This is a genomic window from Candidatus Jidaibacter acanthamoeba, from assembly GCF_000815465.1.
Classification (GTDB): domain Bacteria; phylum Pseudomonadota; class Alphaproteobacteria; order Rickettsiales; family Midichloriaceae; genus Jidaibacter; species Jidaibacter acanthamoebae.
In genome coordinates this window covers 17,205-39,662 of record NZ_JSWE01000146.1, presented here as the reverse complement: position 1 = coordinate 39,662, position 22,458 = coordinate 17,205, and the positions used below count along the sequence as shown (strand labels likewise).

Annotated in this window: 23 protein-coding genes; 17 read left to right on the top strand and 6 right to left on the bottom strand. The window is 35.5% G+C overall.

What is annotated here, in order from left to right:
- Window positions 1–53 precede the first annotated feature (53 nt).
- From NF27_RS07560 to mutS, 3 genes are read right to left on the bottom strand one after another with little or no spacing between them, the layout of a single operon-like run.
- Window positions 54–872, bottom strand: a complete 819-nt coding sequence (locus NF27_RS07560; protein ID WP_039457778.1) for a hypothetical protein — start codon at window positions 870–872, stop codon at window positions 54–56.
- Window positions 869–1,858, bottom strand: a complete 990-nt coding sequence (hemB, locus tag NF27_RS07555; protein ID WP_204367882.1) for a porphobilinogen synthase — start codon at window positions 1,856–1,858, stop codon at window positions 869–871. The genes NF27_RS07560 and hemB overlap by 4 nt, the downstream gene beginning before the upstream one ends.
- Window position 1,859: 1 nt before the next feature.
- Window positions 1,860–4,493 carry a DNA mismatch repair protein MutS gene (mutS, locus tag NF27_RS07550; RefSeq protein WP_053332684.1) on the bottom strand — a complete coding sequence of 878 codons (2,634 nt, stop codon included), beginning with the start codon at window positions 4,491–4,493 and terminating at the stop codon, window positions 1,860–1,862.
- Window positions 4,494–4,898: 405 nt separating this feature from the next.
- On the opposite strand from mutS, the gene NF27_RS07545 reads away from it, so the two are divergent.
- The 16 genes from NF27_RS07545 to pheS all read left to right on the top strand — a co-directional run bounded on the left by NF27_RS07545 (window position 4,899) and on the right by pheS (window position 18,796).
- Entirely contained in the window at window positions 4,899–5,372 is a 474-nt protein-coding gene (locus tag NF27_RS07545; protein ID WP_039457772.1) for a hypothetical protein, read from the top strand.
- Window positions 5,373–5,376: 4 nt separating this feature from the next.
- Window positions 5,377–5,538 carry a hypothetical protein gene (locus tag NF27_RS12540; protein ID WP_161791836.1) on the top strand — a complete coding sequence of 54 codons (162 nt, stop codon included), beginning with the start codon at window positions 5,377–5,379 and terminating at the stop codon, window positions 5,536–5,538.
- A 131-nt stretch (window positions 5,539–5,669) separates the two neighbouring features.
- Window positions 5,670–6,554, top strand: a complete 885-nt coding sequence (locus tag NF27_RS07540) for a hypothetical protein (protein WP_039457770.1) — start codon at window positions 5,670–5,672, stop codon at window positions 6,552–6,554.
- A 107-nt stretch (window positions 6,555–6,661) separates the two neighbouring features.
- Window positions 6,662–9,178, top strand: a complete 2,517-nt coding sequence (gene leuS / locus NF27_RS07535; protein WP_039457766.1) for a leucine--tRNA ligase — start codon at window positions 6,662–6,664, stop codon at window positions 9,176–9,178.
- Window positions 9,179–9,185: 7 nt separating this feature from the next.
- A complete protein-coding gene (locus tag NF27_RS11310; protein WP_053332683.1) occupies window positions 9,186–10,100 on the top strand; it encodes a tetratricopeptide repeat protein in 915 nt (304 codons plus the stop codon).
- Window positions 10,101–10,262: 162 nt separating this feature from the next.
- On the top strand, window positions 10,263–12,155 hold the full coding sequence (locus NF27_RS07525) for a ribonucleoside-diphosphate reductase subunit alpha (protein ID WP_039457762.1): 1,893 nt from the start codon (window positions 10,263–10,265) through the stop codon (window positions 12,153–12,155).
- A gap of 128 nt (window positions 12,156–12,283) precedes the next feature.
- Window positions 12,284–12,850: an elongation factor P gene (gene efp, locus NF27_RS07520; protein WP_039457760.1), complete on the top strand. Its 567-nt coding sequence runs from the start codon at window positions 12,284–12,286 to the stop codon at window positions 12,848–12,850.
- A 4-nt stretch (window positions 12,851–12,854) separates the two neighbouring features.
- Window positions 12,855–13,091 (top strand): BolA/IbaG family iron-sulfur metabolism protein, encoded by a 237-nt coding sequence (locus tag NF27_RS07515; RefSeq protein WP_039457757.1) that lies wholly within the window; start codon window positions 12,855–12,857, stop codon window positions 13,089–13,091.
- Complete coding sequence (grxD, locus tag NF27_RS07510; RefSeq protein ID WP_204367881.1) at window positions 13,092–13,418, top strand: Grx4 family monothiol glutaredoxin; 327 nt, start codon at window positions 13,092–13,094, stop codon at window positions 13,416–13,418.
- Between the two features lie 16 nt (window positions 13,419–13,434).
- The gene (locus tag NF27_RS07505; protein WP_053332682.1) at window positions 13,435–14,367 is read left to right on the top strand and encodes a sulfite exporter TauE/SafE family protein; all 933 of its coding nucleotides are present in this window, start codon (window positions 13,435–13,437) and stop codon (window positions 14,365–14,367) included.
- Window positions 14,364–15,110 (top strand): TIGR02186 family protein, encoded by a 747-nt coding sequence (locus tag NF27_RS07500; protein WP_039457754.1) that lies wholly within the window; start codon window positions 14,364–14,366, stop codon window positions 15,108–15,110. The genes NF27_RS07505 and NF27_RS07500 overlap by 4 nt, the downstream gene beginning before the upstream one ends.
- Window positions 15,111–15,244: 134 nt before the next feature.
- Window positions 15,245–16,477: a dicarboxylate/amino acid:cation symporter gene (locus NF27_RS07495; protein WP_053332681.1), complete on the top strand. Its 1,233-nt coding sequence runs from the start codon at window positions 15,245–15,247 to the stop codon at window positions 16,475–16,477.
- Window positions 16,458–17,063 (top strand): YajG family lipoprotein, encoded by a 606-nt coding sequence (locus NF27_RS07490; protein WP_039457751.1) that lies wholly within the window; start codon window positions 16,458–16,460, stop codon window positions 17,061–17,063. The genes NF27_RS07495 and NF27_RS07490 overlap by 20 nt, the downstream gene beginning before the upstream one ends.
- A 115-nt stretch (window positions 17,064–17,178) precedes the next feature.
- Complete coding sequence (gene rpmI / locus NF27_RS07485) at window positions 17,179–17,379, top strand: 50S ribosomal protein L35 (RefSeq protein ID WP_038539118.1); 201 nt, start codon at window positions 17,179–17,181, stop codon at window positions 17,377–17,379.
- A 23-nt stretch (window positions 17,380–17,402) separates the two neighbouring features.
- Window positions 17,403–17,768 (top strand): 50S ribosomal protein L20, encoded by a 366-nt coding sequence (gene rplT / locus NF27_RS07480; RefSeq protein ID WP_038539115.1) that lies wholly within the window; start codon window positions 17,403–17,405, stop codon window positions 17,766–17,768.
- Window positions 17,769–17,770: 2 nt separating this feature from the next.
- Window positions 17,771–18,796, top strand: coding sequence for a phenylalanine--tRNA ligase subunit alpha (pheS, locus tag NF27_RS07475; protein ID WP_039457750.1), 1,026 nt, complete (start codon window positions 17,771–17,773; stop codon window positions 18,794–18,796).
- Here the strand turns inward: pheS and ligD are convergent.
- Window positions 18,784–19,674, bottom strand: coding sequence for a non-homologous end-joining DNA ligase (gene ligD / locus NF27_RS07470; protein ID WP_053332680.1), 891 nt, complete (start codon window positions 19,672–19,674; stop codon window positions 18,784–18,786). The two genes, pheS and ligD, sit on opposite strands and share 13 nt — an antisense overlap.
- Before the next feature lie 407 nt (window positions 19,675–20,081).
- Between ligD and NF27_RS12535 the strand changes: the two genes are divergently transcribed.
- Window positions 20,082–20,348 carry a hypothetical protein gene (locus tag NF27_RS12535; protein ID WP_161791835.1) on the top strand — a complete coding sequence of 89 codons (267 nt, stop codon included), beginning with the start codon at window positions 20,082–20,084 and terminating at the stop codon, window positions 20,346–20,348.
- 207 nt (window positions 20,349–20,555) lie between these two features.
- On the opposite strand, the gene gmk is transcribed toward NF27_RS12535, so the two are convergent.
- On the bottom strand, window positions 20,556–21,194 hold the full coding sequence (gene gmk, locus NF27_RS07465) for a guanylate kinase (protein WP_039457748.1): 639 nt from the start codon (window positions 21,192–21,194) through the stop codon (window positions 20,556–20,558).
- A gap of 36 nt (window positions 21,195–21,230) precedes the next feature.
- Complete coding sequence (gene gshB, locus NF27_RS07460; protein ID WP_039457797.1) at window positions 21,231–22,184, bottom strand: glutathione synthase; 954 nt, start codon at window positions 22,182–22,184, stop codon at window positions 21,231–21,233.
- Window positions 22,185–22,458: the final 274 nt, after the last annotated feature.

Here is a 22,458-nt window from a genome sequence, read left to right as displayed (position 1 = left end):
AGTTTAATACATTACATATTTGTTTGAGTTAAACTTTAACTATTTTATATAGTTTATTTTATTTGTGTTGTATTAGTATTATTAGGCGGGTTTTTAGTTTCATTTAATAAAGGCCGTTTATTTAGAAATTTTATTTTCTCAATATCGTCCCATTTGGAAAAATTAAATGAATTATTGGATCTATCATACCATATTACACCTGCTTCAAGCGGTCTAACTAAAACTTCCTCTTTATAGTTTGTTTCTTTAAGGTTAATATTTTTATTATCTTTTATAATTATCTTAGTTTTAAATTTTTCTGTTCCCGTTTTTAGTTGATAATAATCATATCTGCCTTGGTAGAAGCTAAGAGACAAGGTGATTGTTAATAAAGCTAAAAAGCTTCTAATGCCAGTTCTTATTTGGTTAGAAAGTGCTTCTCTATATGTTTCCAAATTTTCTAGAAAATATATAAAAGATACATATATAGAAAAAATAATAATCAAATATAATGTGATGTAATGGTAAGGGAGTTCAAATGATATTGCTACTAAAAAAGAAATGATAGCTGGAAGCAAAAGAATAAAACTAATAATTCTTGTTTTATTATTTGGCTCTTCCTCTTTTTTATTACGAATAAAACAGAGGACTAAAGCAAAGTTAAATAAAAAATACAAACCTATCTCAGGTAACCAATTTAAGACAGACCTAAGATGATCAAAAAATGAGCTTGGAATCTGATCAACTTGAATACCTAACTGAATAAAATATATGTAATCATATAAATAGGCCATAGCCGGAAGCAATATCGGGAAGTACTTTATAGTCTGCATGCAAACTATTTCAAAAAGATGTGCATCTTTTTTATGTATTCTGTATGTATAATTCCTCACCACAGCCACCTTGCGATTGCGATTGCTGCATAAGTAAATATTCCGTTTGCACCCGCACGCTTAAAGCAGAGCATCGTTTCTAAAAACGCTTTTTGTTCATCAATAAACCCGGCAGCACTCGCTGCTTTAATCATTGAATATTCTCCGCTTACCTGATAAGCAAAGATCGGGATATTATAATTATCTTTAACTCTTCGAATGATATCCAGATAAGGCAACCCCGGTTTAATCATCACCATATCCGCTCCCTCGGAAATATCCAGCTCCACTTCTCTTAAGGCTTCATCGGAATTAGCAAAATCCATTTGATAAGTCTTTTTATCCTTGCCGCCCAGTAAAGACTGCGAGCCGACGGCGCCTCTAAAGGGCCCGTAAAAGCAAGAAGCATATTTTGCCGCATAAGCAAGAATTTGAGTATCGGTTAAGCCTTCTTCCTCTAAAGTTTCCCTAATAGCGCCGATTCTACCGTCCATCATATCGGAAGGAGCAACAATATCACATCCGCTTTGCGCTAAAATTAACGCCTGCTCGCATAAAACTTCAATGCTTTCATCATTAATAATATCACCCCTCGCATTTATAATACCATCATGGCCATGGCTGGTATAAGGGTCAAGCGCAACATCAGTAATTACGCCAAGCTCAGGAACTTTATCCTTCAGTTCCTTAATGGCTCTACATAATAAATTATCCTTATTTAATGCTTCACTACCTTTATCATCTTTTAATGCCGGCTCAATATAAGGAAAAAGGGCGATCGCCAGAATGCCCAACGACCTTGCTTCTTTAGCCGCCTTAACTAAATTATCAATGGAAAGCCTATTTACACCCGGCATAGAGGCAATCGGCTCCGACTCCTCCTTACCTTCCTTAACAAATACAGGAAGTATTAAGTTAGAAGGAAAGATGTGATTTTCGGCAACCATATCTCTCGACCATTGTTCTTTTCGGTTTCTTCTGAGCCTGGTATAAGGAAATGCTTTCATATTATTTAACCATATTTTTAAGTTCATACAAGATATCAAGTGCTTCTCTGGGAGCGAGGGCATCTATGTCAATTTCTTTTAACTTTAGTTCCAGTTTGTCGTTTTTAGGCTTTACGGAAGGAGAAGCCGCGGGTATGGAAGAAGGAGCCGAGGAGCCGGAATTTTTCAGTTCCAGTTGAGTTAAAATCAAATTTGCTCTTTCAATAACGGATAAGGGTACACCTGCGATTTCAGCTACATGAATGCCGTAGGACCTGTCTGCCTTTCCTCTTATAACTTCATGCATGAATATTATTTTTTCCTCCCACTCGGTAACTTTCATCGTGTAGCACCTTAGGTGCTTTAAATGCTGTTCAAGTTCAGTGAGCTCATGATAATGGGTAGCAAACAATGTTCGGCATTTAATTTCATTATGGATGTTTTCAATCACCGACCAAGCGATTGATAAACCGTCATAGGTTGAAGTCCCTCTGCCGAGTTCATCCAAAATAACAAATGAATCGGGAGTAGCATTATTTAAAATGGAGGCGGTTTCTACCATTTCAACTAAGAAGGTGGATTGTCCTCTCGATATATCATCGCCTGAGCCGATTCTACTAAACAGCTTATCAACAATCCCGATATGGGCACTTTTAGCAGGCACGAAACTACCGATTTGAGCGAGTATGCATATCAGTGCATTTTGTCTTAAAAATGTACTCTTACCCGCCATATTAGGCCCGGTAATCAACCATAAATTTTGCTCTTCATTTTGAATGCAGTCATTAGGAATAAATTTAGATTTTAAATATTTTTCAACAACGGGGTGTCTACCTTCTATGATTTCAAAGCTTTTTGAGCTATCAACTAAGGGGCGCACATATTCCATTTCAACCGCAAGGGTCGCAAGTGAGGAAGAAACATCAATTACGGAAATTGCCTGGGAAAGAAGTGCTATATTATCTGAATAAGAGGTAACCCCGTTAATAAGTTCGGCAAATATTTCCTGCTCTAAACCGTAAAAACGTTCTTCACAAAGCTTGATATCGCTTTCAAGTTGCTTTAATTCCTCGGTGGTATACCTGATTGAATTACCCAGAGTTTGCCTATGAATAAATAAATCTTCAGGCATTTTTTTAAGGTTGGAAGGGGTTATTTCTATAAAATATCCTAAAATGTTATTATGTGATATTTTTAGCGTAGGTATACCGCTTAGTAATTGGTATTTTTCCTTAAGTTTTATTAAACTTGAATTAGCATTTATTTTTATATCCCTTAGCTCATCCAGTTTTAAATGGTATCCTTGTCTGATAAAATTTCCTTCTTTAATATTGAGCGGTAATTCAATTTTTAATGCGCTTTTAAGCTTTTCTAACAGATTACCGAAATTCCCTAAATAGTTTAGATTTTGCTTTATTTCTTCAGATAAATACTCAGATGAAAAGGTTAGCGTTTCAGCAATAAGTAAGGCAATATCCAATCCGTCACGAATTATCCCTAAATCGCGAGGGCTTGTGCGTTTTGCAAATATCCTTGATAAGGCGCGCTCTATATCCGGAAATGCTTTTAGAAGCTCCCTTGCTTTAGTTCTTAAGCTGCTTTGCTTTATAAAACATTCAACATTATCCAGCCTTCGGTTAATCGAGCTTTGATCACACATAGGTGCAGAGAGTTGAGTGCTGAGTAACCTTCCCCCTAAAGAAGTTAATGTTTTATCAATCACGCTAAGTAAGGAGTTTTTCTTTTGACCTTTAATATCCTTCTCAATTTCCAAATTTCTTCTGGTAGCCCGGTCAATCAGCATAAAATGTTTGGAGTCAATTTTCTTCGGGCGGTTAATTTTAGGAAGAGCGCTTTTTTGCGTATGTTCTATATATTCAATTAATGCTCCTGCACTTGTTATTTCAGCTTTATTATAATTATCTAAGCCTTCTAATGAGGTGAGGTTAAAAAATTGTTTTAGACGATTCTCACTTCTCGTGTAATCAAATATGTTATTAGCTCGTACTGAAATATTCTTGTTATATTCCTGTAATACTTGCTTCATCCTTTCACCTTGAAACAACTTTTCGGGTAATATTATCTCACTTGGCGAAAGTCTGGCGAGGTCACTTGCAAGAGAAAAGCCATTAGTAGTAGAGATATAGAATTCCCCGGTAGTTATATCTATCCAGGCAAGGGCAATTATTTTATCAATAACTGCAATTGAGCAAAGGTAATTAGTTTGTTTGGATTCAAGTAATGACTCCTCTATTATGGTTCCCGGAGTAATTATCCTTACCACTTCCCTCTTTACTACTTCTTTATATCCCCGCTTTTTTGCCTCTTCAGGGGTCTCTAATTGTTCACAGATAGCAACCTTGAAACCGGCTTTAATTAACTTTTCAAGATAATAGTCATAAGCATGGGAAGGAACCCCGCACATAGGAATATCTTCACCCTTATGCCTACCGCGCTTAGTAAGTGTAATATTTAAGATATCTGCCGCAACCACCGCATCATTAAAAAAGAGCTCATAAAAATCACCCATCCTATAAAACAACAGGTAGTCTTCATGCATTGCTTTCACATTAAGATACTGTTGCATCATCGGAGTTATTGCGGTTTTTATTGAATCTGATAGTAAATCCGATGGTTGGGTAGAGGAAGCTATCATATATTTATGTAAAATCTTTCTATATTTTACCGAAGTATATAAAAATCTTTTCTAAAATAAAATATAAAGATACATATTAGGTAACTTTAAAAGATGGAAGTTAAGTTTAGTTATCTGAACATAAAAAATTTATTCTTTAAGGTAGGATAACTTTAATGAGAAAGTACAGCAAAGCTAGCATGTTACCAATAAATTTTTATTTAACTTAAAAAATCATCTTATATTTTAATAATAAGCTGCTTGTATCGGTCTCTCGATCTCTTACCTATTTTAATAAAAAAAGCTTTATATGAAATCTACTTTTAATTTTTTAGTTTTATTACATTTAAATAAATAATAAATGAATAGTTGGGTAGTACAAGTGATAAAAATAAAATATAAGTGCAGATAAAAAGGTAATATTGTATGAATTGGAAAAAATTAATTGTTATATTATTTGGAGTTCCCGTAGTGGTAACCTTATTAGGCGCTATGCTTCTCGTTTCCTATGTTTACCTTGATTTAAACGGATATTTAGACAAAGAAGATCAATATTTATTTCAAAAAAAGTTAGGAGAAGCTCTCCACAGCAATGCAAAATCAACTCAGATTAGAAATTTGACTGATTTTAAATGGGATGAGTGTTGTATATATTTTCCTTATGAATATGGAGTAAAGAACCATGTAAAGAGAAATAAACCAAATGGAGCAGAGTTAGCAGATGATATTTATAACATGCAATTTAACTATAAAGGCGAGGAAGTTATGGTAATAAATATAAGAAGAGGATTTATAAATATTAATCTTTTCTCAAATAATATTCATTCAACATGTTATAATGGAACCGCAAAGTTTATTTTTTACAAAGGAAAAATAATTAATTTTACTAATCAGGAGTAATATTATGACTATACCAGCTTATGATGAATATAAAAAAATAAAGCAAGAATTTATAATTAAAAAAAGTGAGGAAGCTAATCAAGCTTATAAACAATATGTTGGGTCACTTCCTTATAAAACGCTTTCTAATGGAAAAACTGTGATAGACGGACATAATCCGATTTAGATGCATTTAGGCATGCATATGTAGCAGGAAGTATAGCAATCGAAGGTAACCATATTAGCTCAAACCTAAAAGGTGAAGCTTATGAACTTTTTGGCCAGGGTAAAAATTATATACATTATCTTTCTGAGGAAATGGGGTCTTTTTTTGATATAGATAAGCAGCACAAGGCGGATACTCCGGAATCTTATTCAATTGAAAAAAATATGGACTTATGGAACAACCGCGCAGGAAGGATAGCCGCAATAGGTTGTAAAACAAAAGAAGAATTTGCACAGAAGTTGGCGCAGGATCTTAAGGATGGAAAATTAATTACTAACCCGGAAACCGATAAACGAGAATTTAAAAGAGATGACTATTCGCAAATTCCAACAAAAGAGCAAAATATAGATAGTGATGAGGCAAACCTAGAAGATAATGCAGATGGAAGGCTAATCAATCAACTCAATAAACTAACTTCACTATTAAAGCTTAAGGAGCAATTTAATAAAGAACAGGAAGCTCTCAAAAAGGAATTTATTGAGAAATTAACAGCTGATAATGAATTACAGGAAAGCCAATTAGAGGGGGATTTTGAAGCGCAAAGAGCCTCTTTACAGGCCTCGGCAGACGCTGAATGCAATGCAAAAGGAGAAGCTTTAAAAGCGAGCACTCCGTGTAATAAGCATAATAGTGATTCTTCAACAACAAACTGTATCCCAACCGGTGGCTATAATAGCCGTAGTGAGCTGTGTACTACCACTTATCATTGCACAATCAAAGTTGATTGTGGTGATATTACTGCTAAGTATCAGCAGGCATATGATGCTTATGTAAAACAAAAACAGACTAATTTCCTTGAAGGAAGCAAAGCCTTATTAGATGAGCAAGGAAAGCTTTACAAAGCTAAGCTCTCTAATTTAGCAAAACAGTATGAAGATTTATCTGAAGCAGTAACTAAATCTACCGGAGACTTTATACAAGATCACTTTGGTGATACATTTCAAAATGCTAACCAAGCGGAGCAGATTTTTGCCTGATATAGTTTGAAATTAAGTTTTCCTTTTTTTATGTATATCGTTTAGTTTTTGCAATTTTAGCCTAGGTGCTATATATTGAACTCCAAATTACTAAACGGCAAAAAAATATGAGTGATTATAATCCGAAAGTTATAGAGAAAAAATGGCAGGAATATTGGAATCAAAACAATTCATTTAAAGTATCTGAGGATTTTTCTAAACCGAAATATTTTGTGCTTGAGATGTTCCCTTATCCTTCCGGGAGAGTGCATATGGGGCATTTAAGGAATTATACTATAGGTGATGTGGTCGCAAGGTTTAAGAAATCCGCCGGGTTTAACGTATTGCATCCGATGGGTTGGGATGCATTCGGTTTACCAGCTGAGAATGCTGCAATTCAAAATAACCGGCAGCCAGCAGAATGGACATACTCGAATATAGAAGCGATGAAAAAGCAATTGCTTCCGATCGGCTTTTCATATGATTGGGGAAGAGAACTTGCAACTTGTGATGCCGATTACTACAAACATGAGCAGGCAATGTTCATAGATTTTTATACAGCCGGTCTTGCTTATCAAAAAGAATCAATAGTTAATTGGGATCCGGTTGATCAGACCGTGCTTGCGAATGAACAAGTTGAAAACGGCAGAGGATGGCGCTCGGGCGCACTTGTAGAGCGTAAAAAATTAAAGCAGTGGTTTTTAAAAATTACCGAGTATGCCGATGAATTATTAGAAGATTTGAATAAGCTTAAAAATTGGCCTGAAAAAGTGCTGACTATGCAAAAAAATTGGATCGGTAAATCCGAAGGTGCCGTAGTTAAGTTTAAAGTAGAGAATAGTGAGCAATATATAGATGCTTATACTACTCGCCCCGATACTTTGTTCGGCGCTTCTTATATAGGTGTTGCTTATGATCATCCGATTCTAGTTCAGGTAGAAAACGAAGAAGTTAAGGCTTTTATCGCAGAGTGTGCCCATAATGCCGTAAGCGAACAAGTTTTAGAAACTGTCGAGAAGAAGGGAGTATTTACCGGGCTTTATGTTTTGCACCCTCTTGACGATTCAATTAAGCTTCCGGTTTATATCGCAAACTTTGTACTCATGGATTACGGCACGGGGGCAATTTTTGCCTGCCCTGCCCATGACCTAAGAGACCATGAATTTGCTTTAAAATATAATTTACCTATAATTCCGGTGATAAAGCCGAAATCTAATCAAGAAATAGATTATAACAAAGAGCCATATATAGAAGAAGATGGAGTAATGTTTAATTCTAGATTTTTGGATGGAATGAATAGCTTTGCTGCTAAAAAACGAGCTATAGAAGAATTAGAGCGCTTAAAGCAAGGCGAAGGAAAAGTTCAGTATAGGCTTAGAGATTGGGGGGTTTCCCGTCAACGTTATTGGGGTTGTCCGATTCCGATGATATACTGCGATGATTGCGGAGTAGTTCCGGTGCCTAAAGAACATCTCCCGGTTAAGCTGCCTGAAGATGTGAATTTTACCGGTAAGGGAAACCCTCTTTCCAATCATCCGACCTGGAAGCATGTTAATTGCCCGAAATGCGGCAAAGGAGCTACCCGTGAAACCGATACTTTTGATACTTTCTTTGAATCTTCCTGGTATTTTGCAAGGTTTTGCTCCCCGCAAAGCGAAGAAGCTTTCGACAGAAACCAAGTAGATTATTGGTTACCCGTTGATCAATATATCGGAGGCATTGAACATGCTGTTATGCACCTTTTATATTCGCGTTTTTTTACTAAAGCGCTTAAGCAGTGCGGTTATTTAAATCTTTCTGAGCCGTTTGACAGGTTGCTTACCCAAGGAATGATCTGTCATGAAACTTATAAGGACGAAAAAGGCAATTGGTTATATCCCGAAGAAGTAAAAAAAGAAGGTAATAAGGTTTATCATTCATCGACCAAAGAAGAAGTAGTTCTCGGCCGTTCGGAAAAAATGAGTAAATCTAAGAAGAACGTTGTGGATCCAGATTCTATTGTAGAGAAGTATGGAGCTGATACCGCGCGCTTTTTCTTACTATCGGATTCTCCGCCTGACCGCGACTTGGAATGGACTGATACCGGGATTGAAGGCTCGTATAAATACCTTTCCAAGTTATATAAAATGGTGCTTGAAATTAATCCCGCTTTATCTTCGAATCCGACTCACGATGAAAAGGCTTTAAAAGTAATTCATAAAACTATCAGAGATGTGACTGATTTCTTAGAGCACTTCCATTTTAATAAGGCGATAGCTAAAATCAGAGAGCTTACCAACTATTTAAGCAGTAACTCTTTATCGGAAGCAACCTATAAGCTGGGGCTTGAAACGGCGATAAGGCTGTTAAACCCGATTGCCCCTCATGTTACTGAGGAATTGTGGTGTATTTTAGGAAATGAAAATGCATTAATAAATATAGCTTGGCCTGAAGCTAATCCGAAATTTTTAGTTGATGATAATGTCACTATTGCTGTACAGTTAAATGGTAAAATGAGGGGCATTATGGAAATAAAGTTAAATGCAACTGAAGAAGAAACGCTGGCGCAGGCTAAACTTCTAGGTAACATCGGCTCGGTTTTAGAGAATTCAGAAATTAAGAAAGTAATCCATGTGCCTAATAAAATAATTAACATAATTTTATAGTATATATATGAAAAAAATATTGTTTCTGTTCGCCTGTTGTTTAAGTTTAAATGCTAATGCGGTTGCTCAACTATCTGATGAGTCAAGTTTGCTAAGGAAGCCAAAGCTTTCCGAGACTGATTTATTTGCAAGAGTAGAAGGTATTGAACAAAATATGGTGGCTTTACAGAAGCAGATTTATTCCGAGCCGAAAACTTCGGGCGACTCGAGTAATGCAGCAGTTTCTGCGCAGTTCGATGAGCTTTATCAATTGTTAAAAACGATTAGGGGTGATATAGAGCAACTTCAATTTGAATATTCACAGCTTAATGATAAATTTATAAAATTTTCTTCTGACATTGAATATAGATTTAATGAACTTAATCAACGTAAGGATCAAACTAAAATTAATGCCAGTGAAGCTGATAAAAAACTTGATTCCATCGATGAGCAATTGACTGAACAAAATGTATTTAAAGGAAGCGACCAGAAGGCTTTGGAAAAAAAAGCTAAGCAAGAACAAAGCTTAAATAAGACCAAAAATAGTACTAAAGATGATCAAGGAGAAATCCTTTACAAAAAAGCTTATGCTGCAATTAAAGAAAAAGATGCGGATAAAGCACTTAAATCATTTCAAGAGTTTATCGATAATAACTCCAATCATGTGAGAGTGAGCGAGGCTCAATTTTGGATCGGAGAAATTAATTTCCAGGCCGAAAAATATAATCAAGCTGCAATAAGGTATTTAAAAAGCTATCAGCAAAACTCTAACGGCGATAAAGCGCCGGATAGTTTAGTGAAGCTGGGTGAGTCTCTCGGCAGATTGCATAAAGTTAAGCAGGCTTGCTTTACATTTGCCAAATTTAAAAAAGAATTTCCTAATGCTTCAACCTTTCTTAAAAAGAGAGCTAATGAGCAAATAGAAAGTTTGGGTTGTAAATAACATTTTTCGTACTACCTTGCTTTTTTCCCTTCTCCAATGGCTGGATTAATGGGGTGTCAACATGTTTTTTGAAAAATCAATATTTAGTTAAAAATAAAAGTTATTGCAAATTCTAATACTATATATAGTATAGGATCAAAGGTTTTTTAAGAGGGAATTATTATGTGCTCAGTTGCCGCATTCAAGGTAGAGCCGCAAAAGTTAATCAATAAAAAAGAGTTTAAAATAACTTTAAATTCTGAGCGAGATAAAAATTTAACTGACTTCGGAAAAGCAGTATTGGTAGATCGTTACCTATTAGAAGGGGAGACTTTTCAAGATTTGTTTGCAAGAGTTGCTAAGTATTATGCTGATGATGAAGAGCATGCAAACAGGCTTTATGATTATATGAGTAAAATGTGGTTTATGCCGGCTACTCCGATTTTGAGTAACGGAGGAACTGATAGAGGTTTGCCAATCTCGTGTTTTTTAAATGAGACCGGAGATAGCCTGGATGGGATTGTTGATGTTTGGAATGAAAATGTGTGGCTGGCTTCAAGAGGTGGGGGAATCGGTACCTATTGGGGTGGTGTACGCTCTATCGGAGAAAAAGTAAGAGGCAACGGCAAAACTTCAGGAATTATTCCGTTTATAGGAGTGCAGGATAGGCTGACTCTTGCAATTTCTCAAGGCAGTTTAAGAAGAGGAAGTTCAGCTGTATATCTACCTGTATGGCATCCTGAAATTGAAGAGTTCATAGAGCTTAGAAGACCGACGGGAGGTGACCCGAACCGTAAAGCGCTCAACTTGCATCATGGCATAGTTATTACCGATGACTTCATGGAAGCAGTTGAAAAGGATGATCCTTGGGAGTTAAAAAGCCCATATGATAAGTCGACTATCGCAGTCGTAAAAGCTAGAGATTTATGGATTAGAATTCTAACCGCCAGAGTAGAAACCGGAGAACCTTATTTACTATTTATCGATCATGTGAATGATGCGAAACCCGAAGTATATAAAAAACTAGGTCTTGAAGTAAAAACTTCCAATTTATGCAGCGAGATTACTCTTGCAACCGGTAAGGATCATTTGGGCAATGAAAGAACGGCGGTATGCTGCCTTTCTTCATTAAACCTTGAAACTTATGAAGAATGGAATAACAACGAAGATTTTATTCCTGACATTATGAGGTTTTTAGATAATGTGCTGGAAGATTTTATTGATAAAGCTCCGACCAGCATGAGTAAAGCAAAATATTCCGCTTACCGGGAAAGAAGTGTAGGCTTAGGAGTGATGGGATTGCATTCGTTCCTGCAATCTAAGATGCTGCCTATGGAATCAGCTATGGCTAAAGCATGGAATTTGAGAATATTTAAGCATATAAAGCAAGAAGTGGATAAAGCTTCAAAAATGCTGGCTGAAGAAAAGGGAGCATGTCCTGATGCTTTAGAAGCTGGATTAATGGAAAGGTTCAGTCATAAAACTTCAATCGCTCCTACTGCTTCAATTTCTATTATTGCAGGTAATTCTTCTCCCGGAATTGAGCCTTATAATGCAAATACTTATACCCAAAAGACTTTGACCGGCTCATTTAATGTTAGAAATAAGCATCTAAAGAAGCTATTGCAGGAAAAGGAACAGGATAGTGATGATGTTTGGTCTTCAATCATGAATCACGAAGGCTCGGTTCAACATTTAGATTTTTTGAGTCAAGAAGAAAAAGATGTATTTAAAACTGCGTTTGAAATTGATCAAAGATGGATAATTGATTTAGCTGCTGATAGAACTCCGTTTATTTGCCAGGCTCAATCGTTAAACATCTTTATCCCGGCGGATATCCATAAACGTGATTTGCATTTGCTGCATTTTACGGCTTGGAAGAGAGGGGTGAAGAGTATGTATTACTGTCGTTCCAAGTCGCTTCAAAGAGCGGATAAAGTATCGATTAAATCCGAGCATTCTCCGATCCAGCTTGAAATGAAATTGATACCGGCAGGCGTCCAGGTTGATAGCGCAGTGTCGGGGGGTGGTGGAAGCAGTGATACTAATTATGACGAATGCTTAGCATGCCAGTAATTTTATAAAGTTAATAAGTTAAAGTAAGTAAAAAGAAGAGAATATTGAAAGTGATATAAAACTTTTTCTATGATCTTCTAAAAGCTTATGTTAGATTATCTCCATAAAATTTCCAATGAGTTGAAATCATGAAGATTGATGCTAACAGCATTCGTGTGGGTGATGTGCTTGAATATAACGGCAAACTTTGGGTAGTGCAAAAAACTATGCACACTCAGCCCGGTAAAGGTGGAGCTTATATGCAAGTTGAAATGAAAGATATGATCAACGGCACCAAATTGAATAATAGATTTAGAAGTAATGAGAATATTGAAAAAGTGCGTCTGGATCAAAAGAAATTTCAGTTTCTTTATATGGAAGGGGATAACCTGGCTTTAATGGATAATGAAAGCTATGAGCAAATTTATATCGATAAAGAGATTGTCGGTGAGCAAGTAGTATTCTTACAAGACGGAATGGAAGTAAATGTTGAGTTTTATGAAGATAAACCGCTTACGATTTCCCTTCCCGAGACTTTAGTAGTAACCGTTAAAGAATGTGAACCGGTAGTTAAAGGTCAGACCGCGGCTTCATCATATAAACCGGCAATTTTGGAAAACGGGGTTAGGATAATGGTTCCACCGTTTATCAGTATGGGTGAAAAAATAGTGATTAAGACTGCTGAGATAGAATACTTGGAAAGAGCTAAGGATTAAAATTATGCCATTAAAACCCGATATTTTAAAAGAAATGATTTTACAGGCATTCCCAGATGCGGAAGTTGAAATAATAGATACGGTTGGTGATAACAATCACTATGAAGTAAAAATTATTTCTTCCAAATTTAAAGGAATAGGTATGATTGCTCAACATAGGCTGGTATACGATGCCTTAAATTCTCATTTAAAAAGTGGAGAATTGCATGCGATTTCATTAAAAACAAAGGCTAAGGAGTAAATGAATATGGATGAAGTACTTTCTCAAATAAAGAATGAAATAGAAAACAATGATATAGTTTTGTTTCTAAAAGGAACTGCAAATATGCCGCAATGCGGTTTTTCCGGGGTAGTAGTTCAAATTCTTAACCGCTTGGAATTACCTTTTAAGGATATTAACATTCTTGAAAGTGAGGAGTTAAGACAGGGTATTAAAGAGTTCTCTAACTGGCCGACTATTCCTCAATTATATATTAAGCAGGAATTTATCGGCGGGTGTGATATTGTAAGAGAGATGTACCTTTCCGGTCAGTTGCAAAACTTGCTTCAAGAAAAAGGGCTTAAATAAAAAGTGAGAATAAGTTTTGTACGATATTATTAATATATACCTTCCGATTGCTGAGGTGAACTTAAATATCTTCCTTATTATCTCAATAGGTATAGGTGTGGGGATACTTGCCGGGATTTTTGGCATAGGAGGCGGATTAATCTTAGTGCCTATTTTGGTTGCAATCGGGGTTCCTTCACAGGTTGCGGTTGCAACTTCAACTAATCAGATGACAGCGGCTTCCTTCTCCGGGTTTTTAGCTTATGCACGCAGAAAAAGGGTGGATTATAAATTAGGAGTATTAATGCTTATCGGCGGTTTAGCTGGAGCGACTTTAGGAGTCATAGTTTTTGATATTCTAACCGAGCTTGGAATGATTGATATTTTTATATCCTTAAGCTTTCTGGTGTTGCTCGGTATAGTAGGTTTTACAACTTCGAAAGATGCTATCACATTATTATATTATAAATTTAAAAAATTAGAGCGGCCAAAGCACCAACCTAAAAAATTGTTCAAAAATTTATCTTTACCGCTCAAAATCAACTTTATCAGTACCAGGCAGGAAATGAGTATACTTTCGCCTGTATTGGTCGGGCTTATAGGCGGATTCTTGGTCGCAATTATGGGGATTGGAGGAAGTTTAATTATGCTTCCTGCAATGATTTATCTGCTTAGAGTTTCCGAGGCTTTTACTGCCGGTACTACCCATTTTCAAATTATATTTACTACTATACTCGCCACTATTTTGCATTCCGTAACTTCACATAATTTAGATATTGTTCTTTCAACTATCCTGATTATCGGTACGGCTTTCGGAGTACAAATTGGAGCAAGGCTGGGGTCTAAATGTAATCCTGATAATTATAGATTACTATTTGCTTTAATTATCTTTATACTTTGTGTAAAAGTAGCTTGCGGGCTGGTTGTAACTCCTCAGTCCTTATATACAGTTGAGCATCTAATTAAATGAGACGATTATTATTCAGTTTAGGTATAATTATTTTGAGCTTGAACATAGGCGTTAAAGCTAATGCCGGCTACCTTATCGCTGATCTTTCTACAAAAAATATTATCTTAAATTATGATTTTAAAGGGCAGTATATAACTATTTCCGGAATCAGCACTGGGGTTGAAGAAATTATAATTTCCGTAGACGGGCCAGTTAGGGCATATAGGGTTTGGAAAAAAGAAAAAATAAATGGCTTATGGATAAATGCTAAAAGTTTTACCATACCTTCCGAGCACTCATATTTCTTCCTGGCCTCAACTAAAGACCTCTATAGCATTGCAGACTTGGATACATTAAGGGATCTTGCCCTGGACTACCAATTTGAAAATTATCAAGTCCAGGAAAGATATCCTCAACTGCAATTTGACCGATTTAAAGAAGAATTTAAGCTTTATAGACAAGCTTTGAAATTATATCCTACTAAAGTTGAAAGCATTGAGCGCATAGGGGAGAATATCTTCAGAGCAAAGTTTTATATCCCGAATTATGCTTATAGCGGCAAATATGATGTAAGTATTTATGCTTTTACAAAGGGTAAAGAAGTAAACAATATCCATTTAAGCTTTGAGGTTGGAAAGCAAGGATTATATGCGGCAATCGACGAAATATCGAAAAGGGAGCCGTTAAAATATGCTGTTTATGCAATTTTAATTGCTTTGTCGGCAGGGCTGATAGCGGGCTTTTTATTTAGAAAAGATCGTTAGTTTTTGTGATATAAAAGAGAGCTGGACTTGTATTATGAAAATAATCTTGTCATTTGCATATAAAGTTAATAGAATTTGTATTTGCATTTTGGCAAATGTTTATGAATTAAAAGCTGATTTTTTAAAGAGGGAACATGAAAATAAAGCTGTGGCAAAAAGTGATGGCCGGAATGGTGCTGGGTATTATATCCGGGTATATTCTTAAAGAACAAGCTTTGATTTTAAAGCCGATAGGTACTCTATTTATTAATATGATTAAGATGGTAGTAATACCGCTCATCTTTTTCTCAATACTAAACGGGGTCACTAATATGAATGATGCGAGTACCTTTGGCAGGGTAGGCTCAAAAGCATTTTTTGCATATTGTTTTACTACTATATTTGCCGTAATGATAGGGCTTGGTTTTGCAATAATATTTAAACCAGGCGTAGGCCTGAATATTCAGCTTGGTACTGAAAGCGTTACGCATGTTCAAAAGAGTGCGTTAGAAATTTTGATGGATATAGTTCCGACTAATCCGATTCAAGCAATGGCAGCCTCTAACACGATGCAGGTCGTGGTATTCGCATTTTTTACGGGGTTTGCACTTATCTTAATCGGGGATAAAGGGAGAGAAGTTAAAAACTTGGTAGTATCCGCTTCACACTTAGTATTTAAAATGATTGAGCTTGTTATAAAGCTTACTCCGTATGGTGTCTTTGCAATTATGTCTTGGGTGGTGGGAGTGTATGGCTTAGATGTTATGTTTTCATTAGGAAAGTTCGTATTGGTCGTAATGGGCGCGCTTAGTGTACAATATATATTATTTGGGGTTATGCTCTTTGTATTCGCCGGGTTAAACCCCTTACCTTTCTATAAAAAGATGATTAATACTCAAATGCTTGCTTTTGCAACCGTAAGCAGTAAGGCAACACTTGCGACTGCAATTAAGGAGTTGCAAAATAAAGTCGGGGTTTCTAAGCAATCAGCTTCTTTTTTACTTCCGCTCGGGGCATCGATTAATATGGATGCAACCGCTATTTATTTAGGAATTTGCAGTGTATTTTTTGCGCAAGTTGTCGGTATGGAGTTAGGTATGACTCAATACTTAATGATAATTTTAACTTGTACGCTAGGTTCTATAGGTGCAGCGGGTTTCCCGGGCGGTGCGATGGTAATGATGGGTATGGTGCTGACTTCGGTCGGGCTTCCGCTTGAAGGAATGTCGATTATTCTCGGAGTTGACAGATTCCTTGAAATGTTAAGAACAACGGTTAATATAACAGGGGACTGTACAATTACAGTACTTATTGATAAATCTGAAGGAACGTTTAACAAAAAAATATATTATTCGGAGGAAAAAGATGATGAAGAAGACTATGATTAAAAAAGTGATCTTTCCGGCAATGGCATTACTACTTGCCGGTTGTAATACCATTCAAGAGACTAATATTCAAACTCCGATAATCAACCAAGAAACGGCATATAAACCGGGTTTTATAGTTTTAGATGTTAAGGATATAGTAATTATAGATAGAACAGATAATTCAAATTCAATTTTAGGTAATTACAAACCTCCGATTAATCCGAAACAGGCAATTATTAATTGGGCGGAAAAGCGCTTAAGAGCTAAAGGAAGCGTAGGAAAGATTGAAGTTGTTATCAAGGAAGCAAGCTTTAAAGAAGAAAAGCTCAAAAATGAAACCGGGCAAATTATGGAATCTTTAAGAAGAGGAGAGCATAATAAGTATGATGCACGCTATCTTATATCTATGAAATTGTATTCAGATGCAGCTGCACGCAATAAGGTTTCGGAAATTGAGATAGAAGCTTTCAGCACAAGGAATGTAGAAGGGGTTATTTCTTCGGAAGATAAAGATCTGATCATTACCAAGATGCTGCAGGAGTTGCTTGATAATGCCGAGCAGCAGTTGGAGTATAACATTGCAACCTACTTTATAGGTGCCGAATAGGCGAATTAGAACTTGCAATTTTATATTTTAAGTATAGACTCAGAGCCCGTTTATGTTATATAGGCCTTAAAGGCATGCCTATAAGCGAAACTAAAAAACTTATAAAGGAGACAAAATGCCAAAGATGAAAACTAAAAGCAGTGCTAAGAAGAGATTCAAGCTCACCGGCACCGGTAAAGTAAAATCTAGCCAAGCTAATAAACAACACAACATGCGTAAGCGAAGCAAAAGACAATTGCGTAACCAAAGAGGTACTACAATTCTTAATGCCGTTGAAGCAAGAAGAGCAATTGCATATATGCCGTATGGTGATTAATTAGTTAACAGGAGAAATAAATAATGGCTAGAGTTAAACGCGGAGTTACCGCAAAAGCAAGACATAAAAAAATATTAAAGCTTGCTAAAGGATATAAGGGTCGTTCAAAAAACTGTTTTAGAGTAGCAGTTGAGAAAGTTGAGAAAGGTTTGCAATATGCTTACCGTGACCGTAGAAATAAAAAACGTGATTTTAGAGCGCTTTGGATTCAAAGGATTAATGCTGCGGTTAGAGAGCATGGTATGATTTACTCTCAATTCATCAAGGGCTTGAAGCTTAGCGGAGTTGATTTAAACAGAAAGATGCTTTCTGAGATTGCAATCCATGATCAGCCGGCATTTGAAAAAGTAGTTGCACTTTCATTAGAAGCAATCAAAAAAGCTGCATAGCTATGAAAAGTACTGAGGAAATTAAGCAATACTTTATTGATAAAGTTGCTTCTGCTCCCGACCTTGCTCAGCTTGAGCAGATAAGAATAGAATTCTTAGGGAAAAAAGGGCATATAACTGAAGCGCTCAGCTTAATTTCCAAAGTTAACCCGGAAGAGCGTAAGGCTTACGGGGAGAGGATAAATACTCTGAAAAACTATATCATAGAAGAGCTTGAGCATATCAAGGTTAAGCTTGAAGCAGAATTTCTGGAAGCAAAATTACTTGCTGAAAAAATAGATATAACTTTGTCCCCTAGAAATTATTCAGTGGGTAAAGAGCACCCAATAACTAAAGTAATTACCGAGCTGAAATCTATATTTTCCAAACTGGGTTTTGACTATGCGGAAGGGCCTGATATAGAAAATGATTGGAATAACTTCACGGCTCTTAATATTCCTGAGCATCATCCTGCCAGGCAGATGCATGATACATTTTATTTAAAAGAAGATAAGTTATTACTTCGTACACATACTTCACCGGTACAAATCAGACATATGACAAAACATAAACCTCCGATAAAGATTATTTCTATTGGTAAAGTTTATCGTTCAGACTATGATGCAACCCATACCCCTATGTTTCACCAAATCGAAGCATTATATGTTGATAAAAACATAAATATGGTACACTTAAAAAGTTACCTAGAAATGTTTTTAAAACTTTTTTTTGAAGTCGAAAATGCTCCCGTAAGGCTAAGACCTAACCATTTTCCCTTTACCGAACCTTCCGCTGAAGTGGATGTTAAATGCGACAGAAGCAGCAAACAGGAAATCAAAATCGGTATGGGTAATGATTGGTTAGAAATTTTAGGTTGCGGAATGGTAAACCCGAAAGTTTTAGAAAATGTCGGCTTAGATCCTAGTGAATACCAAGGTTTTGCCTTCGGTGCGGGAGTTGAGAGACTTGCTATGCTTAAATACAATATTCCTGATTTAAGAACCTTCTTTGAAGGTGATATCCGTTGGCTCAAGCACTACGGATTTTGAGTAGTTTTAGCTTTTATACTCCAGGCAATCATGCCAAGAATAATTTTTAATGTTATTAAAGATATTATATTACTTATATTATATTTATTTGGAGTAAGTCCTTTTTTATCTACTTCTTCCCAACTAATAGGGGTGGCTATAGGAGCGCCTTCTTTGGCGCGTACTGAAAATGGAGCTATTGCAGTTTGACCGTAAGCATTACGAGTGATATCTAAATAGACTAAATTTTCACGATTTTTTTTTCTAACCTCTATTGAAAAATATTGGGGGTAGTTATAAGCAATTTGAGAAGTGATCTTATATAACATATTACGGACATGTTCAAAGCTATCATTTTGATTTACTTTACTAATGACATGCAATCCTCTTGAGCCGGTAACCATTAAGTATGCCTTATAATGTAAATTTTCTAATTGTATTCTTATTAATTTTGCTGCTTTACAAGCCAGGTCAAACATATTTTGTGGTGGGTCGATATCCACAATTAAAATTTCCGGATATTCCGGGTTATTAATTGTGCTTAACCATCTATGTATAGAAACCATATTTAGGTTAACTAAATAAATTAAACTTGCTTTATTTTGGCATAAAATATGATTCATTTTGCCTAATTTCCTTCTTTCGAGCTCATAGGTTTGAAACCAATCAGGAAGGTTATTCGGGGCATGTTGTCTATAAAAACCATTGTTATTAATGCCTTCTCTAAAACAATTTATAGTAATAGGATGATTTTTAACAAAGGGTAAAATAAAATCTGAGATTTTAATATAATATTTAACTAAGTCCCATTTAGTTATATTATCCTTAGGAAATAATATTTTATCAGGGTGTGTGATAGTAATGATCTTGTTTTCTATTTTTATTGATTTAAACTTCATAATTAACCATTAAAGGGTTAAAGTAGAAATTAAAAGTTACTCTTATAAAATTATATTTAGATTAGTATTTTTGGCAAGTAAGATGTAAAATACATTATGCTCAAAAGTAAAGGAATAGCTCGCCATGCTTAAATACAATATTCCTGAAAGAACCTTCTTTGAAGGAAGTATCCGTTGGCTAAAGCACTATGGACTTTAATTACTGTTTTCTAAACTTTAAATACATATTACTTTGATCACTTGCTAGTGCTCAGAGATTAGGTGATGAATAATTAGAATTCTCAAGAAGGGTAGGTATAGTAAATTAATTTGAGTATCTAGTGCGTTTATCAAAATATAATAAGTTAAGTTTCATATGACTATATAGCCTACAACCGAAAAATCGGATAATAAGAATAGTAATAAGCATGCGCCTCGCCGCCATTTATGCCCTCTACGCTTTATCAATGACTATGTCATTTATACGTAAACTCAGTTTAATTTTTTATAGTTCAACTATGCTTCAAAGTAGGATATCAATGATTTTATCCACTGCGGTAGGTGCAGTTAGTAGCAATCATACTAAAAAAATAAGTGAAATTATGGACGAAATAAATGAGCAAGTCAAAGCAGATAAGTCGCCAGAGGTAATGAAAAGAATTAATGCCGGTCAAATTTACTTAAAAAATCACTGAGCAGGAAAAACTCCTGCTACTCAATGCTTGGCAATATAAACTGTATTTATATTATGAAAATGCGGTATTCTGCATGTCCTTATTTCTCATTATGAAATATTTTTTCCTTTAGAAAATAGGATATACGAGAAATTAATTCTGATACCCTACTTTGTTAATAACAACGTTTAATTTAATTTGTTTTAAATAGGTACTTCTAGCGACCAACTACTCAAGCTCTTCATTAATTAAGTTATTAACAAAGTCCGTTACGCCCAGTCTTCTGGCTTTTTTTAGCCTTTCTGCGCGCAGTATAGAAAGAAGCTTCCTAAGGCTTTCATCAATATCGCGATTAATAATCGAGTAATCATATTCATGCCAGTGGCTTAATTCCTCGTTCGCTTTATCCATGCGGGCTTTTACAATATCCGCGCTATCTTGGTCGCGTGATTTAAGTCTATCAAGCAGTTCTTTTTTGGAAGGCGGGAAGATAAAAACACTCACCGTATCTTCTCTGGCTATTTGTGTAAGTGAACGGTTACCTTGCCAATCAATATCAAATAATACATCTTCACCATTTTCCAAGTGCTGATTGACAAACTTTTTAGGTGTGCCGTACATTTCCCCGAACACTTCCGCATATTCAAGAAAAGCATTTTGTTCAATCATTCTTTTAAATGTTTCATGATCAGTAAAATAATAATGTATACCTTCAATCTCATTCGCGCGTTTTTTTCTGGTAGTAAAAGAAACTGAAGGTCTGATATGCTGATCGGATTTTAATAACAGTTGTGCAAGTGTAGTTTTGCCTGCTCCCGACGGAGAAGAAAGAATTAACATAAGCCCGCGGCGTTTAATTTGTAACATATATTGTACAGCAATCGATTAATATTAATCGCACCCTTATAACATGCAATTTAACTTGCTTTCAATCTGATTTGCGATTTCGACTTCCACATTTTTGTTATAGAGTCTATTTATTGCAACAAGCCCTGTCGGTGATGTCACATTTATTTCAATCAAATACTTATCAATTATATCTATACCGACAAAAAATAATCCTCTTTTCTTTAATTCCGGTTTAAGCGCTAAACAAATTTCATGATCTCTTTCTGAAAGTTCGGTGGTTTGTGCGCTCCCCCCTACTACAAGATTAGCTCTAAAATCCTGCTCCTCCGGAACTCGTTTTATTGCTCCCAGAATCTCTCCGTCTAATAATATTATGCGCTTATCGCCCTCTCTTATTGAGGGTAAATATTGCTGCAATATAAAATTGCCGTATTTTCTGACATATTTATTCAATATACCTTTTATATTATACGTGGTGCTTTTGATTTTTTCTATATCAAGCCCGCCGAATGCATATATAGGTTTTATAACAACCTGTTTATGTGTTTCAATAAAATGCATTACTTCGGGTGCATTGCTTGAGGCTATAAGTGTTGCAGGCGTAAGGCTAGGAAAATTTAAAACACAAAGTTTTTCAGCATAATTTCTGATTTCCGTAGGGTTGTTAATAATAAAGGTTTTGTCTTTTATTAACTCAAGCAGGTAAGTAGTAGTGATATACTCCATATTAAAGGGAGGGTTTTGCCTGATAATAACGGCTTTAGTTTTTGCAAGGTTTATTACTGTAGTTTTACTTATATTATATTTAGCAGGGAAATACACATCAATTTCAATAAAGTTTCCGCGTGCGCACACCTCGTCATCTCGGTAAAAAAGATTTCTAGGTGTATATATAAATAACGCGAATCCTCTTTTAAAAAGCTCATAGGCGATAAGCCAGGAGCTATCAGTGGCAAAAGAGATTTTATTTAAGGGATCCATTTGGATCGCAACTATATTATTTGTCATATTAAATTGAACTAAGTTTAAGTTATTCATTCATAATAGATTTAAACCTTGAAATATAAAAAATCAAAAAAAATTAAAAATAGATGTTGACTAGGCAAATGAATTCGCATATAAATTCAACTCACGAAGCGACATGAAAAAACAAACGTTGTTAGTGAAAATGTAGATTTAGTCTGCATTGTTCTTTTGAAATTGTGAGAAATTTTCCAAATAATACACCGCGAAAATAAAATTTAATTTTGTTGTAAGTTTAATTCTGTATGCGATGTTAGTA

Excerpts from the sequence above, each read along its gene's own strand:
- hemB (WP_204367882.1), bottom strand. The coding sequence starts at position 1,858 with ATGAAAGCATTTCCTTATACCAGGCTCAGAAGAAACCGAAAAGAACAA.
- mutS (WP_053332684.1), bottom strand. The coding sequence starts at position 4,493 with ATGATAGCTTCCTCTACCCAACCATCGGATTTACTATCAGATTCAATA.
- NF27_RS07545 (WP_039457772.1), top strand. The coding sequence starts at position 4,899 with ATGAATTGGAAAAAATTAATTGTTATATTATTTGGAGTTCCCGTAGTG.
- NF27_RS12540 (WP_161791836.1), top strand. The coding sequence starts at position 5,377 with ATGACTATACCAGCTTATGATGAATATAAAAAAATAAAGCAAGAATTT.
- NF27_RS07540 (WP_039457770.1), top strand. The coding sequence starts at position 5,670 with ATGGGGTCTTTTTTTGATATAGATAAGCAGCACAAGGCGGATACTCCG.
- leuS (WP_039457766.1), top strand. The coding sequence starts at position 6,662 with ATGAGTGATTATAATCCGAAAGTTATAGAGAAAAAATGGCAGGAATAT.
- NF27_RS11310 (WP_053332683.1), top strand. The coding sequence starts at position 9,186 with ATGAAAAAAATATTGTTTCTGTTCGCCTGTTGTTTAAGTTTAAATGCT.
- NF27_RS07525 (WP_039457762.1), top strand. The coding sequence starts at position 10,263 with ATGTGCTCAGTTGCCGCATTCAAGGTAGAGCCGCAAAAGTTAATCAAT.
- efp (WP_039457760.1), top strand. The coding sequence starts at position 12,284 with ATGAAGATTGATGCTAACAGCATTCGTGTGGGTGATGTGCTTGAATAT.
- NF27_RS07515 (WP_039457757.1), top strand. The coding sequence starts at position 12,855 with ATGCCATTAAAACCCGATATTTTAAAAGAAATGATTTTACAGGCATTC.
- grxD (WP_204367881.1), top strand. The coding sequence starts at position 13,092 with ATGAATATGGATGAAGTACTTTCTCAAATAAAGAATGAAATAGAAAAC.
- NF27_RS07500 (WP_039457754.1), top strand. The coding sequence starts at position 14,364 with ATGAGACGATTATTATTCAGTTTAGGTATAATTATTTTGAGCTTGAAC.
- NF27_RS07495 (WP_053332681.1), top strand. The coding sequence starts at position 15,245 with ATGAAAATAAAGCTGTGGCAAAAAGTGATGGCCGGAATGGTGCTGGGT.
- NF27_RS07490 (WP_039457751.1), top strand. The coding sequence starts at position 16,458 with ATGAAGAAGACTATGATTAAAAAAGTGATCTTTCCGGCAATGGCATTA.
- rpmI (WP_038539118.1), top strand. The coding sequence starts at position 17,179 with ATGCCAAAGATGAAAACTAAAAGCAGTGCTAAGAAGAGATTCAAGCTC.
- rplT (WP_038539115.1), top strand. The coding sequence starts at position 17,403 with ATGGCTAGAGTTAAACGCGGAGTTACCGCAAAAGCAAGACATAAAAAA.
- pheS (WP_039457750.1), top strand. The coding sequence starts at position 17,771 with ATGAAAAGTACTGAGGAAATTAAGCAATACTTTATTGATAAAGTTGCT.
- ligD (WP_053332680.1), bottom strand. The coding sequence starts at position 19,674 with ATGAAGTTTAAATCAATAAAAATAGAAAACAAGATCATTACTATCACA.
- NF27_RS12535 (WP_161791835.1), top strand. The coding sequence starts at position 20,082 with ATGCGCCTCGCCGCCATTTATGCCCTCTACGCTTTATCAATGACTATG.
- gmk (WP_039457748.1), bottom strand. The coding sequence starts at position 21,194 with ATGTTACAAATTAAACGCCGCGGGCTTATGTTAATTCTTTCTTCTCCG.
- gshB (WP_039457797.1), bottom strand. The coding sequence starts at position 22,184 with ATGACAAATAATATAGTTGCGATCCAAATGGATCCCTTAAATAAAATC.